13 protein-coding genes are annotated in these 12,559 nt (G+C 66.9%); 5 read left to right on the top strand and 8 right to left on the bottom strand.

From position 1 onward, the window contains the following. Positions 1 to 98 precede the first annotated feature (98 nt). On the top strand, positions 99 to 1,487 hold the full coding sequence (locus GEM_RS28035) for a hypothetical protein (protein ID WP_014900808.1): 1,389 nt from the start codon (positions 99 to 101) through the stop codon (positions 1,485 to 1,487). A gap of 104 nt (positions 1,488 to 1,591) precedes the next feature. Here the strand turns inward: GEM_RS28035 and GEM_RS28030 are convergent, their stop codons facing one another. Continuing rightward, positions 1,592 to 2,779 carry a glycosyltransferase gene (locus GEM_RS28030; RefSeq protein ID WP_014900807.1) on the bottom strand — a complete coding sequence of 396 codons (1,188 nt, stop codon included), beginning with the start codon at positions 2,777 to 2,779 and terminating at the stop codon, positions 1,592 to 1,594. A 427-nt stretch (positions 2,780 to 3,206) separates the two neighbouring features. Between GEM_RS28030 and ispH the strand changes: the two genes are divergently transcribed. Continuing rightward, complete coding sequence (ispH, locus tag GEM_RS28025; protein WP_014900806.1) at positions 3,207 to 4,148, top strand: 4-hydroxy-3-methylbut-2-enyl diphosphate reductase; 942 nt, start codon at positions 3,207 to 3,209, stop codon at positions 4,146 to 4,148. A 12-nt stretch (positions 4,149 to 4,160) separates the two neighbouring features. Continuing rightward, the gene (hpnH, locus tag GEM_RS28020; protein WP_014900805.1) at positions 4,161 to 5,321 is read left to right on the top strand and encodes an adenosyl-hopene transferase HpnH; all 1,161 of its coding nucleotides are present in this window, start codon (positions 4,161 to 4,163) and stop codon (positions 5,319 to 5,321) included. Positions 5,322 to 5,469: 148 nt separating this feature from the next. Here hpnH and GEM_RS28015 read toward each other — a convergent pair whose 3' ends face one another. The 3 genes from GEM_RS28015 to GEM_RS28000 form a co-directional block, all read right to left on the bottom strand. Beyond that, positions 5,470 to 5,730, bottom strand: coding sequence for a hypothetical protein (locus tag GEM_RS28015; RefSeq protein WP_014900804.1), 261 nt, complete (start codon positions 5,728 to 5,730; stop codon positions 5,470 to 5,472). Between the two features lie 180 nt (positions 5,731 to 5,910). Beyond that, positions 5,911 to 6,390: a hypothetical protein gene (locus GEM_RS28010; RefSeq protein ID WP_014900803.1), complete on the bottom strand. Its 480-nt coding sequence runs from the start codon at positions 6,388 to 6,390 to the stop codon at positions 5,911 to 5,913. Between the two features lie 220 nt (positions 6,391 to 6,610). Continuing rightward, complete coding sequence (locus GEM_RS28000; protein WP_014900801.1) at positions 6,611 to 6,988, bottom strand: hypothetical protein; 378 nt, start codon at positions 6,986 to 6,988, stop codon at positions 6,611 to 6,613. A 498-nt stretch (positions 6,989 to 7,486) separates the two neighbouring features. Between GEM_RS28000 and GEM_RS27995 the strand changes: the two genes are divergently transcribed. Beyond that, a complete protein-coding gene (locus GEM_RS27995; protein WP_014900800.1) occupies positions 7,487 to 7,840 on the top strand; it encodes a DOPA 4,5-dioxygenase family protein in 354 nt (117 codons plus the stop codon). 118 nt (positions 7,841 to 7,958) lie between these two features. After that, positions 7,959 to 8,390 carry a nuclear transport factor 2 family protein gene (locus GEM_RS27990; protein ID WP_014900799.1) on the top strand — a complete coding sequence of 144 codons (432 nt, stop codon included), beginning with the start codon at positions 7,959 to 7,961 and terminating at the stop codon, positions 8,388 to 8,390. 90 nt (positions 8,391 to 8,480) lie between these two features. Here the strand turns inward: GEM_RS27990 and trhA are convergent, their stop codons facing one another. The 4 genes from trhA to GEM_RS27970 form a co-directional block, all read right to left on the bottom strand. Next, on the bottom strand, positions 8,481 to 9,101 hold the full coding sequence (gene trhA, locus GEM_RS27985) for a PAQR family membrane homeostasis protein TrhA (RefSeq protein ID WP_014900798.1): 621 nt from the start codon (positions 9,099 to 9,101) through the stop codon (positions 8,481 to 8,483). Between the two features lie 223 nt (positions 9,102 to 9,324). After that, positions 9,325 to 9,531, bottom strand: coding sequence for a YbdD/YjiX family protein (locus GEM_RS27980; RefSeq protein WP_014900797.1), 207 nt, complete (start codon positions 9,529 to 9,531; stop codon positions 9,325 to 9,327). Positions 9,532 to 9,543: 12 nt separating this feature from the next. Then, positions 9,544 to 11,622 carry a carbon starvation CstA family protein gene (locus tag GEM_RS27975; RefSeq protein ID WP_014900796.1) on the bottom strand — a complete coding sequence of 693 codons (2,079 nt, stop codon included), beginning with the start codon at positions 11,620 to 11,622 and terminating at the stop codon, positions 9,544 to 9,546. 269 nt (positions 11,623 to 11,891) lie between these two features. Beyond that, positions 11,892 to 12,320 carry a PRC-barrel domain-containing protein gene (locus GEM_RS27970; RefSeq protein WP_014900795.1) on the bottom strand — a complete coding sequence of 143 codons (429 nt, stop codon included), beginning with the start codon at positions 12,318 to 12,320 and terminating at the stop codon, positions 11,892 to 11,894. Positions 12,321 to 12,559 lie beyond the last annotated feature (239 nt).

Here is a 12,559-nt window from a genome sequence, read left to right as displayed (position 1 = left end):
CGTGCTTCACGCTGCTTTGCGCACTTTGTTACACGTCGCTGACGGACCGGCACCGGCGCAGCGGTTAAAATCGCGGGTCTTACGCAGAGAAGACACGCATGAACCTGAACGAACAGATCGATTCGCTCAACGCGGGCGTCGATCAGCTCCTCCACGATCACCACGCCGCGCAGCAGGCGGCACGTAGCGCGGAAGCGTTCGCGCGCGCCGCCGCCGCGGAAGCCCAGGCCGCCGCCGAACGCCACGCTGCCGCCGAGACCGAAGCCCAGGCCGCCGCGCAGCGCCACACGGCTGCCGCCGCCGATGCCGATGCCGCGCAGCAGCGCCATGCCGACGCCACCGCCGCGGCCGAAGCCGCCGCCCAACGTCACACCGAAGCTGCCGCGCAGGCCGAAGCCGCGGTCCAGCGGCACGCGGAAGCGACCGCGCTGACCGAAGCACTCGCACAGCGTCACGCGGATGCCGAAGCCGCGTCGCAGCGTCATGCGGCCGCGATCGCCGAAGCCGAGGCCGCCGCGCAACGCCATCACGCCGCCGCGACCGAAGCGGACGCAGCAGCGCAGCGTCATGCCGCCGCCACCACCGAGGCCGAAGCCGCCGCGAAGCGTCACGCGGAAGCGACCGCCGAAGCCGAGGCCGCGACCCAGCGCCAGGCGGCCGCCATCGCGGACGCCGAAGCGCTCGCGCAGCGTCACACGCAGGCGATCGCCGACGCGCAAGCCGCCGCGCAGCGCCATGTCGACGCGACCGCCGAAGCGGAGGCCATCACGCAGCGCCACACCGAGGCGATCGCACAGGCCGAAGCGGCCGCGCAACGTCATGCAGACGCGACGGCCGAGGCCGAGGCCGTCACGCAACGTCACACCGAAGCGATCGCGCTGGTCGAAGCGGCCGCGGAGCGTCATGCGAAGGCGATCGCCGACGCCGAGGCGCTGGTCGAAGCCGTCGTGAAGGAAGCCGCGACGAGCGCGGTCGCTGCGGCAACCGCGACGGATGTCGTGGCCGAAGTCGTCGCACCGGCTGTCGAGCCCGCTGTCGAGCCGGTGGCAGAAGCAGCCGAACCGGTTGTCGCCGATGAAGTCGTTGCAGCGCCGGCCGACGCGACCACCGCCGTCGTCGCGACGACGGCAGCCGACGCCGTGGTCGAAGTCGCCCCGGCGGACAAGGCGACGCTGCACGTCGCGCGCCCGTCGCAGAACGAGCTGACGCTGACCGTCAACGGCCAGTCGATCACGCTGCACCCGGAACAACTGGGCCAGCTGATCGAGGAACTCGCGCATGCGCGCGCGTCGATGCAGCCGGAGCCGCCACCCGGCATCCCGGCCGGCTGGCGTTTCGTGACGACGAAGAACCCGATGATGGCCGTGCAAAAGCAGTCGAACGGCGACCGCCTGCTGGTCGCGCGCCACACCGGCTACGGCTGGGTGCCGTTCACGTTCTCGCCGGACGTCGTGGTCCAGATGTACATGATGCTGACCCAGCGGTAAGCACGCGCGGCGCCGCCGCAAAAGAAACAGCCCGACCGGTTCGCACCGATCGGGCTGTTTGCTTTCCGAACGCCGGGGGCACGGCCGGCATCCGCCGGCGTCGTTCAGCGATCCACCGGCGCCTGCACGCGCGCCTTCCACTGGCCGCCCTTGCCGCGCCAGTAGCGCCACGCGGACGCGAACGTCGCGCCGACGTAGAACAGCGCGACCAGCGGCAGCGCGGGCGCCCACAGCGGCGAGCGCCGGTAATAGCGCAGCATCGGCGCATACGCGGTGCACATCGACGCCCACGCGAGCCACGCCGGCCATGCGCGTGCGCCGTACACGAGCGCGGCGACGGGCGGCACGAGATAGATGATCGTCATCCCGAGCAGCGTGCCGGCGAGCAGCAGCGGCGAATAGTGAAGCTGCGTGAACGCGGTGCGCGCGATCATGTTCCAGATGTCGCGCCAGCTGTCGTACGGACGCAACGACACGCTGCGGTCGGCCAGATCGAGCCGGATCGGATGCCGGCCGCTACCGCGATGCTTGATCTGCGCGGCAAGGCTGCAGTCGTCGATCAGCGCGCCGCGGATCGATTCGATGCCGCCCGCCTCCTCGAGCGCACTGCGCTTGACCAGCATGCAGCCGCCCGCGGCGCCGGCGGTCCGGTTGCGCGGATTGTTGATCCACGAGAACGGATAGAGCTTCGCGAAGAAGAACACGAACGCCGGGATCAGCGCCTTTTCCCAGAACGAATCGCAGCGCAGCCGCACCATCAGCGACACGAGATCGCGCTGCTCGGCCTGTGCGCGCGTGACCAGCTGGGCCACCGCGTCGGGTGGATGGCCGATGTCGGCATCCGTCAGCAGCAGGTAGTCGGCCGGCAGCCCGAGCGTGCGCACCGCCGCGATGCCCTGCGACTGCGCCCACACCTTGCCCGACCAGCCGGCCGGCAGCGGCTTCGCGGCGAGCACCGTCAGCCGGTCGGCGCGGTTGATCGCGAGCGCGGCCGCGCGGGCCGCGTCGGCGGTGCCATCGTCGCTGTGGTCGTCGACAATGATCAGATGAAAGTCGCCCGGATAGTCCTGCTCGAGCAGCGACGTCGCCGCTTGCGCGATCACGTCGACTTCGTTGCGCGCCGGCACGACCGCGACCACGGCCGGCCAGCCAGCCTCGGCCGCGGCGCCGCGCGCGTCGGGCGGCAGCGCCCGCGCAGGCCGCGCACGCCAGAAGCCGCCGCGCGCGACGAGCAGCACGATCCAGATCAGCAGCGACAGGCCGGACACCAGGAAGGTAATCGCCAGCATCATCGGCAGGCCTCCTGCCGGACACCGGCGCGAGCGGTCCGGCCGCCCGCGGCGCCGGATCGGTCAATCAGGGTCGGAATGAAAACGCCCAAAACCGCACGGGCGGCAGGGCAATACGCGTAAGAATCGACGGTCATCGAATGGCCTTGAAATGAGCGCGACGCCGGGCAACCGGACAGGCTGCCCGCGAAACCGCGCAGTTTACCGGGTTCCGCGCGCGCGAGCGCCGACGCGGCTCTGCGCGGAATGCAACAGCGCCGATACAGCACCAAAGCAAGGACGGCCCGATAGGGTTAAAATGCGCGATTAATTCGGGGTTCCGGGGCCTGGCGTGGCCGGTTCGTTTCCTGCCTTCATAACATCAAGCCGGGGCGAGCGAGCGGTGCCAGCTCTTCGAACCCCGGCGTCTGTCGTCGGAGTTCGCTCACTTATGCGAGTCATCCTTGCCCAGCCCCGCGGCTTCTGTGCGGGGGTTGTCCGTGCGATCGAGATCGTCGATCGCGCGCTGCAACAGCACGGCGCGCCGGTCTATGTGCGTCATGAGATCGTTCATAACCGGCATGTCGTCGAAAACCTGCGTAATAAAGGGGCGCGATTCGTTGAGGAACTCGACGAAGTGCCGCACGGCGCCGTGGCGATCTTCAGCGCCCACGGTGTCGCCCAGACGGTCGAACGCGACGCGGAAACGCGCGGGCTCGACGTGCTGGACGCAACCTGCCCGCTCGTCACGAAAGTGCACGTGCAGGGCCGCCAGTACGTCGCGGCGGGCCGCCGGCTGATCCTGATCGGCCATGCGGGCCATCCGGAAGTCGAGGGCACGATCGGCCAGATTCCGGCCGAGGTGGTCCTCGTGCAGAGCGAGGCCGAAGTCGATACGCTGACGCTGCCGGTCGATACGCCGGTCGCGTACGTCACGCAAACAACGCTGTCGGTCGACGACACGCGCGGCATCATCGAAGCGCTGCAGCGCCGGTTCACCGACATCGTCGGCCCGGACACGCGCGACATCTGCTACGCGACGCAGAACCGCCAGGCCGCCGTGCGCGAACTGAGCAGTCAGGTCGACGTGCTGCTGGTCGTCGGTGCGACGAACAGCTCGAACTCGAACCGCCTGCGCGAGATCGGCACCGAAAGCGGCGTGCCGAGCTATCTCGTCGCCGACGGCTCGGAAGTGAAGGCCGAATGGTTCGCGGGCGTGCAGACGGTCGGCCTGACCGCCGGCGCGTCGGCGCCCGAGGAAATGGTTGAGGATGTAATTGGCGCGCTACGCGCGCTGGGGCCCGTCGATGTCACGACGATGGCGGGCCGTGAGGAAAAAGTCGAATTCAAGTTGCCGGCGAAGCTTACGCAAGCTGTCGCCCGCGAAGTTTAAGGAGGACAACTCTTGTCTATTCCGCTGCTCCAGCAAGTCCGCGTCGGCGCATACATCATGCGCCAACACCTGTCCGGCAACAAACGCTATCCGCTCGCGCTAATGCTCGAGCCGCTGTTCCGCTGCAACCTCGCCTGTAACGGCTGCGGCAAGATCGACTATCCGGACCCGATCCTGAACCAGCGCCTGTCCGTCGAGGAATGCCTGCAGTCCGTCGACGAGTGCGGCGCGCCCATCGTGTCGATCGCCGGCGGCGAGCCGCTGCTCCACAAGGAGATGCCGGAGATCGTCAAGGGCATCATGAAGCGCAAGAAATTCGTGTACCTGTGCACGAACGCGCTCCTGATGGAAAAGAAGATGGACGACTACGAGCCGAATCCGTACTTCGTCTGGTCGGTCCACCTCGACGGCGACAAGGACATGCACGATCATTCCGTGTCGCAGGAAGGCGTGTACGACAAGGCGGTCGCGGCCATCAAGGAAGCGAAGCGCCGCGGCTTCCGCGTGAACATCAACTGCACGCTGTTCAACGACGCGATCCCCGAGCGCGTCGCGAAGTTCTTCGACACGCTGGGGCCGATCGGCGTCGACGGCATCACCGTGTCGCCGGGCTACGCGTACGAGCGCGCACCGGACCAGCAGCACTTCCTGAACCGCGACAAGACGAAGAACCTGTTCCGCGAGATCCTGAAGCGCGGCGAAGGCGGCAAGCGCTGGTCGTTCAGCCAGTCGTCGCTGTTCCTCGACTTCCTGGCCGGCAACCAGACGTACAAGTGCACGCCGTGGGGCAACCCGGCGCGTACGGTGTTCGGCTGGCAGAAGCCGTGCTATCTGGTCGGCGAAGGTTACGTGAAGACCTTCAAGGAGCTGATGGAAGACACGAACTGGGACAACTACGGCGTCGGCAACTACGAGAAGTGCGCGGACTGCATGGTCCACTGCGGCTTCGAAGCCACCGCCGTGATGGACACGATCTCGCATCCGCTGAAGGCGCTGCGCGTGAGCAAGAAGGGCATCAAGACCGACGGCCCGTTCGCACCGGACATCTCGATCGCGAAGCAGCGCCCGGCGGAGTACGTGTTCTCGCGCCACGTCGAGATCAAGCTCGAGGAAATCCAGCGCGCCGGCAAGGGCAAGCTGCAGAAGCCGGCGAAGCCGGCAACGGCGGCTTAAGCGCGTTGCGCCATGCGGAGGGTTGCCCTCCGCACCGGCGGGCCTCAAGAAAGCGTCACGGAGTTCGCTCCGTGGCGCTTTTGTTTTGTCGGACGCCAGATAGCCCGCTGCGCATCCGGGCACGCATGCGAATGAGAACGCCGGCTGCCTAGTTTCGCGACTGCGCCGCGGCGATCAGCTGCCATGCGGTCGGACCGGGATCGAGCAACGGGTCGGACGGCGGGTCGAGATCATGTTGATGCGCTTCGTCGGACGGCAGCGCCTGCGACTTCGCGATGCCGATCTCGTCGCCGCATACGGTGCATCGATAGATGCCCGCGATCGTCACTTCACTGCCCGGCGGCAGGTTCTCGTTGAATGCGCGGCCGCTTCCGCACGTGAAGTAGCCGCCGATCCTGTATAACGCCATCGCTCCTCCTGACCGAAACGAATGCGTTCGCGCCGACACGCACGATCGTCGCAAACGCGAGGATGGATCGTCATCGACCGAACCCGTCCGGCTCCTGTCTCGACATTAGACGGCGAGCGTCAGCCCCAGGGAATGGGACACGTATGAAACACAGCCCGGGGCCGGTCGCGTTGCAGCCGCTCAATGCAGAACGGCCGGCTTGCGCATCTTCGCCACCGCCTGCGCGACCAGCTCCGGCTGCGCGGCGGACGCGAACGTGCAGACATGACGCCACAGCTCGGCGAGCCGGTGCCGCGTGAGCGTCGCGACGCAGGTGTCGTGCGCGGCGAGCACGTGTTCGAGCACCGCGCATTCGTCGTCGTGCAGCGTCCATGCGCCGCTTTGCGCGGCGCGCGCCACGCTCGCGTCGAGCACGCGCTCCGCGGCAATGCACAGGTCGGCGCTCGCATCGGCGCACACCGCATCGTCGAGCGCGAGGAACACCAGATAGACGCTCGTGCGCAGCCGCATCAGCAACGCTTCGCTGCCATGCTCGCCGCGCAGCGCGACGAGCGCCATGTGGCACTTCAGCGAGATGTCGCGCACATGCGCGGGCGGCAGCGGCAGCAGCCACTCACGCGTGAGCGGCGGGTGGCGACGGCTTTTTCGGACGGCCTTCATGATTCGCACTCGCTTGCGGAAACATCGTCCGCGTCGAACGCCGGCCACACCGTGCGGCACGCGACCGCGCCGCGGCGCGCGACGCGCAGGTCCTTCGCACGGCGCCGCGCGCCGTACACCGCGGCCCGCCGCGGCACGCACGCATCCGGTAGCCGGCGTATCGCCGACGCACGCAACGCGTCGGGGAATCGGTTGGGGCATGCCATGCTCGTCTCCCGCATCAGAACGTGTTCTCGCCCTTCAGGTAGTACGCCGTCTTCACGAAGAACGCCTTCACCGGATGGCCGCTCTGCGCGTCACTGGCCGCGTGTGCTTCCATCGCGGCCTTTTCCTCGCGCGACCGGTCAGGCACCGGGTTCCTCACGCGTTCGAGCGCACGCTGCATCGCGAGCGGATAGTTCTGGTTGCCGGCCGTCGTCGCACGAAAACCGGCGCGCGTCATCTGCATCAGCTGCACGTCGGTTTCGGCGCGCGCCGCCGACCAGTTCAACGGTGCGGCGTTCGGCTGCCACTCGGTATTGACGGATTGCGCGAAGCTGGCGGCGGGCAGCGCGACCAGCGCGCCGGACAGGACAGCAAGGGAAACGAGGGATCGCATCATGGCCTCCAGATGGTTGTTTCCGCATCGATCTCCGGCGTCGATGCGGTGAAACCATCGTATGTCGCGCGGCAGCGCGCTTGAATAGCCGAATCCGCAATTGATATTTTCGGTACCGAAATCCGGGCTGCGATCCGCTTGATTCGCCAATCCCGCCAAACCGGAATTTCTTTATTTCATTCAATTACCTGATCGCGTTTTCGCAGACGATTCGAAGCGGCCCGTGAATCGTTTTTTCAGTTTTTGAAATGACGTATTGCCGGCGCGATTGCGTGCCGCAGCACGTGCCGGCGCGGCTTTCGGCGTAACGCCTTGCATGCTGGCCTGCGCGAGAAATGCTTCATCGAGCGAGCTTGTTGGTCTGACGCGCGGCAGTCGTCCACGCCGAATTACTGCTCTGCGACAAGACGTGTCCGACGGGGACGCGCGATAATTGCGCATCGCGCCGTATGTCACGGCCGTCCCGCATTCCGCTTCCTTCTCTTCGCGAGTCCCGCCATGGCTGCCATCGACACTACCGCCATCCACAGTTGGCATGCCCACGTCTACTTCGATGCCGCGAGCCGCGACACGGCCTGGGCGTTTCGCCTCGTCGTCGAAGAACGGTTCGGCGCGATCATCGAACTCGGCCGCTTTCACGAACGCCTCGTCGGCCCGCATCCGGCCTGGTCGTACCAGATCGCGTTCGACGCCACGCGGTTCGACACCCTCGTGCCGTGGCTCGTGCTGAATCACGGCGCGCTCGACATCTTCCTGCATCCGAACACGGACGACGAACTGCGCGATCATCGCGACAGCGCGGCGTGGATCGGCAAGTCGTATGAACTGAATCTCGACGCGCTGGCGGGCTGACCGCCGCCGCGAGGTCGCCTTCGACACACGCGACATCCACGTTTCGGCCTGCGCTGAAACGTCCGGCGGCGTTGCATCGATACAGTGGTTCCGTGATCCACGCTCACCGGAACCCGCCATGACGCACACCGACACCGATGCACGCCGCATCCATCAAGACTGGCACGCCGCCGTCGTCGCCCGCGACCTCGACGGCCTGATGGCGCTGTACGCGGACGACGCGATACTCGAAACGCCGCTGATCGTCGTCACGCTGCCCGAGCACGGTTCGGGCGTGCTGCACGGCAAGGCCGCGATCGGCGAATTCTTCGCGGCCGGCCTGCGCAATCCGGGCAACAAGCTCGGACGCTGGTACCGCACGGGGCTGTGCTTCTCGAACGGGCGGCAACTCACCTGGGAATATCCGCGTGAAACGCCGGAAGGCGACCAGGTCGATCTCGTCGAGGTGATGGATCTGCGCGACGGGCTGATCGCGCATCATCGCGTCTACTGGGGGTGGGTCGGGTTCAATGCGCTGCGGAACGTCGCGCCGGCGGCCGGTCGCACCTGATGCCGACGGCCACGAAGAACGCGCGGCGCGCCTGCTCCCGCTGGCGCGGCCGCCGCATGCGACTGCACATACGCCGTCGCCCCGCGTCGCTCACGCGACATACATCGCGACACTGACGAACTGGCACAGGCTGCCGGCCAGCACGAAAAGGTGCCAGATACCGTGCCCGTGGCGGATGCGCTCGTCGTTGATGAAGAAGTAGATCCCGACACTGTAGATGATGCCGCCGGCCAGAAGCCACGCGGTACCCACCGGCGGCAACGCATGGATCAGCGGGCGGATCGCGACGAGCGCGAGCCAGCCCATCAGCACGTACAGCACCATCGATACGATCCGCGTGCGTCGTCCGAGCGTGAGTTCCTGCGCGATCCCGAAGGCGGCGAGCCCCCAGCTCACGCCGAACAGCGACCAGCCCCACGGGCCGCGCAGCGTGACGAGCGTGAACGGCGTGTAGCTGCCCGCAATCAGCAGATAAATGGCCGAATGGTCGCACTTCTGCAGGATCGCCTTGAGCCGCGGGTTGCGCACGCTGTGATACGCCGTCGAGATCCCGTAGAGCAGGATCAGCATCGCACCGTACACGCTGAAGCTCACGATCTTGTAAGGATCGCGGTCGAGCGCGCCGATCGTCACCAGCGCGACCAGCCCTGCCACCGACAGTACCGCGCCGACGAGATGGGAAATGCTGTTGAAACGCTCACCGACATGCACGACCGGTTCTCCTGCGCGGATTCATCGGAAAAAAGCAGAGCCCTATGATACCGGGGTGTGAATTAAGCCGCGCTGAAGCCGGTCAAACGCCGCGGCGACGGCCGGGCCACGCCACGCCCGCGCGCGCCGCCCGCCCCGCCAAAGAAAAAGCGCCGCGAAATCCTTCGCGGCGCTTCCTGGTCCGTCCCCGGACCGCCTTACCGGACGGCTTCACCGCTCCGGTTCAGCAACACTTCCCGGCCCCCGATCCGTATCGCGCATTCTGACGCTCGCGGAAGAATGCCTCGTACGTCATCGGCTCGCGGTCCGGATGAGTCTCGCGCATGTGCGCTACGTAGGTGTCGTAGTCGGGCAGGCCGACCATCAGCCGCAACGCCTGCCCGAGGTAACGCCCCGCGCTGCGCAGGTCGCTGCCAAGATCGCTGAACATCGCGGCCTCCCGTTAGCGTCCGCTGCCGAGCGCCTGCGCGGCCGGCATCGGCTCGTACGGCGTCTCGCGCACGGTCGGCGTCGACTCGCGACGCGCGCGCAGCACGGCGAGCAGGCCGTACACCGCGATGGCCACGACGACAAAGATGAACAGGCCGGCCAGCGCCGCATCGATGTAGTCGTTGAAGATGATCCGCTGCATCTGCGCGATCGACTTCGCCGGTGCGAGCACCTTGCCTTCGTCCACCGCGGCCTGCAGCTTCGCGGCGTGCGCGAGGAAGCTGACCTTCGGGTTCGAATCGAAGATCTTCTGCCAGCCGGCCGTCAGCGTGCAGATCAGCAGCCATGCGGTCGGCACGAGCGTCACCCACGCGTAGCGCTCACGCTTCATCTTGAACAGCACGACGGTGCCGAGCACCAGCGCGATCGCGGCCAGCATCTGGTTCGAGATGCCGAACAGCGGCCACAGCGTGTTGATGCCGCCGAGCGGGTCGACCACGCCCTGATACAGGAAGTAGCCCCACGCGGCCACGCACAGCCCGGTGGCGACCAGGTTCGCCGGCAGCGACTCGGTGCGCTTGAGCGCCGGGTGGAACGTACCGAGCAGGTCCTGCAGCATGAAGCGGCCCGCGCGCGTGCCGGCGTCGACGGCCGTCAGGATGAACAGCGCCTCGAACAGGATCGCGAAGTGATACCAGAACGCCATCATCGCTTCGCCGCCGATCACCTGGTGCAGGATGTGCGCCATGCCGACGGCCAGCGTCGGCGCGCCGCCCGCGCGCGCGATGATCGTCGTTTCGCCGACGGCCTTCGCGGTCTGCGTCAGCATGTCAGGCGTCAGCACGAAGCCCCATTGCGTAACCGTGTTCGCGACGGCTTCCGGCGTCGAGCCGAGTACGGCGGCCGGTGCGTTCATCGCGAAGTAGATGCCCGGCTCGATCACGCACGCGGCGACCAGCGCCATGATCGCGACGAACGATTCCATCAGCATCGCGCCGTAACCGATGAAGCGCGCGTTGGTTTCGTTGTCGATCAGCTTCGGCGTCGTACCCGACGAGATCAGCGCGTGGAAGCCCGACACCGCGCCGCACGCGATCGTGATGAACAGGAACGGGAACAGGTTGCCTGACCACACCGGGCCGGTGCCGTCAACGAACTTCGTCAGCGCGGGCATCTTCAGTTCCGGCGCGACGACCAGGATGCCGATCGCGAGGCCGAGGATCGTGCCGATCTTCAGGAACGTCGACAGGTAGTCGCGCGGCGCGAGCAGCAGCCACACCGGCAGCACCGATGCGACGAAGCCGTAGCCGATCAGGATCCACGTGAGCTGCGTGCCGTTGAACGTGAACCAGGCGGCGAGCGTCTGCGAATCGTGCACGGTCTGGCCGAACGCGATCGACGCCATCAGCAGCACGAAGCCGATGATCGACACTTCGCCGATGCGGCCCGGGCGGATGTAGCGCGTGTAGACACCCATGAACAGCGCGATCGGAATCGTCGCGGCGACGGTGAACGTGCCCCACGGCGAATTGGTCAGCGCCTTCACGACGATCAGCGCGAGCACCGCGAGGATGATCACCATGATCAGGAACGCGCCGAACAGCGCGATCACACCGGGCACCGTGCCGAGCTCCATCTTGACGAGGTCGCCGAGCGAGCGGCCGTCGCGGCGCGTCGAGATGAACAGCACGATGAAGTCCTGCACCGCGCCGGCGAACACGACGCCGGCCAGGATCCACAGCATGCCGGGCGTGTAGCCCATCTGCGCGGCGAGCACCGGCCCGACGAGCGGCCCGGCGCCGGCGATCGCGGCGAAGTGATGGCCGAACAGCACGTACTTGTTGGTCGGTACGTAGTCGAGGCCGTCGTTGAACTTGACTGCCGGCGTCATCCGCAGCCCGTCGAGCTGCATGACCTTGCTGGCGATGAAACGGCTGTAGAAGCGATATGCGATCAGATACACGCAGACTGCGGCGATCACGATCCAGAGCGCGCTGACGCGTTCGCCGTGCGCAAGTGCGATCGTTCCGAACGAGAACGCGCCTAGCAGCGCGACCGCGATCCAGAGCAGGGTACTGGAAGCCCGATTCATGGCGTCTCCTGGTCTCCAATGTGATTTTGAGTGGATCCGGCGAAGCGCCGGACCCGCGTGACGTCGATGCGTCGTGCCGCGGTCTCGTGAAGGCCACGGCAGTGGGCTGTAGTATTCCGCGCGACGGGGGAGGCTTACAAGCGCACAACTACGTATGCGCGGCTACGTAGAATTACGTAGAAGCAGCGTGCGGCCGCGTTGAATCGACGCACGGCGCGACATGCGCGCGGTCGGCCGGGCCCGGCACATCGCGCGCCGGGCCGCATGCATCAGTGCTTGTCGTCGACCTTCTTCGGCTTCGGCGGCGACGGCACCTTCGCATACTGGAACGCCGGCGTCGCCTTCAGCGCATCCTTCGTCGCGCCCGGCAGATAGATGTTGCCGTTGCGCACGTCGAGCGACGCGATCGGCACCGCGACGTCATGCGCGGCCACGCCGAGGAAGCCGCCGGCCGATACGATCGCCGCCGATACCGAGCCGTCCGGCGCGACGATCAGGTCGCGCACCGTGCCGACCTTCTGGTTCGCGTCGTTGTACACGGCCTTGCCGAGCACGCTCTTCTTCACGCTCCAGCCTTCGAGCAGCGCCTGCGATTGCTCGACGGTCACGCTGAGCGGCTGCGCGCCGGCGATCTGTGCGTGCGCGCTGACGCTCGATGCAAGGATGGTTGCTGCGATGAGGGTCTTGTAGAACTTCATGTATTGCACTCCGGTTCGGTTGTTGTTGATTCCGGCAGCGAAGCGACGCGGGCGCAACGGCAGATCGGTGGGCACCCCGTGCTTCGTCGGTGGCGTGGCGGCTGGCCGCACCGCCACTGCGTGTGTGCATGACGGACCGGCGTGGCCGGACCTCAGCGTGCAGCACGGCGTTCATGGTAGCGGTATTCGCCGGATCGTGGGTTCGGAGTGCGACGTGACAGGCGGGGCGAGGCGGATGG

The sequence above is a fragment of the Burkholderia cepacia GG4 genome (assembly GCF_000292915.1).
Lineage (GTDB): Bacteria > Pseudomonadota > Gammaproteobacteria > Burkholderiales > Burkholderiaceae > Burkholderia > Burkholderia cepacia_D.
The sequence above is the reverse complement of the archived record's forward strand: the minus strand, read 5'-3'. Positions and strand labels throughout refer to the sequence as shown.

Coding starts and splice junctions, on each gene's coding strand:
- GEM_RS28035 (WP_014900808.1), top strand. CDS start 99: ATGAACCTGAACGAACAGATCGATTCGCTCAACGCGGGCGTCGATCAG.
- GEM_RS28000 (WP_014900801.1), bottom strand. CDS start 6,988: ATGCGATCCCTCGTTTCCCTTGCTGTCCTGTCCGGCGCGCTGGTCGCG.
- GEM_RS27975 (WP_014900796.1), bottom strand. CDS start 11,622: ATGAATCGGGCTTCCAGTACCCTGCTCTGGATCGCGGTCGCGCTGCTA.
- GEM_RS28015 (WP_014900804.1), bottom strand. CDS start 5,730: ATGGCGTTATACAGGATCGGCGGCTACTTCACGTGCGGAAGCGGCCGC.
- GEM_RS28030 (WP_014900807.1), bottom strand. CDS start 2,779: ATGATGCTGGCGATTACCTTCCTGGTGTCCGGCCTGTCGCTGCTGATC.
- GEM_RS27980 (WP_014900797.1), bottom strand. CDS start 9,531: ATGTTCAGCGATCTTGGCAGCGACCTGCGCAGCGCGGGGCGTTACCTC.
- GEM_RS27995 (WP_014900800.1), top strand. CDS start 7,487: ATGGCTGCCATCGACACTACCGCCATCCACAGTTGGCATGCCCACGTC.
- GEM_RS27970 (WP_014900795.1), bottom strand. CDS start 12,320: ATGAAGTTCTACAAGACCCTCATCGCAGCAACCATCCTTGCATCGAGC.
- GEM_RS27990 (WP_014900799.1), top strand. CDS start 7,959: ATGACGCACACCGACACCGATGCACGCCGCATCCATCAAGACTGGCAC.
- ispH (WP_014900806.1), top strand. CDS start 3,207: ATGCGAGTCATCCTTGCCCAGCCCCGCGGCTTCTGTGCGGGGGTTGTC.
- GEM_RS28010 (WP_014900803.1), bottom strand. CDS start 6,390: ATGAAGGCCGTCCGAAAAAGCCGTCGCCACCCGCCGCTCACGCGTGAG.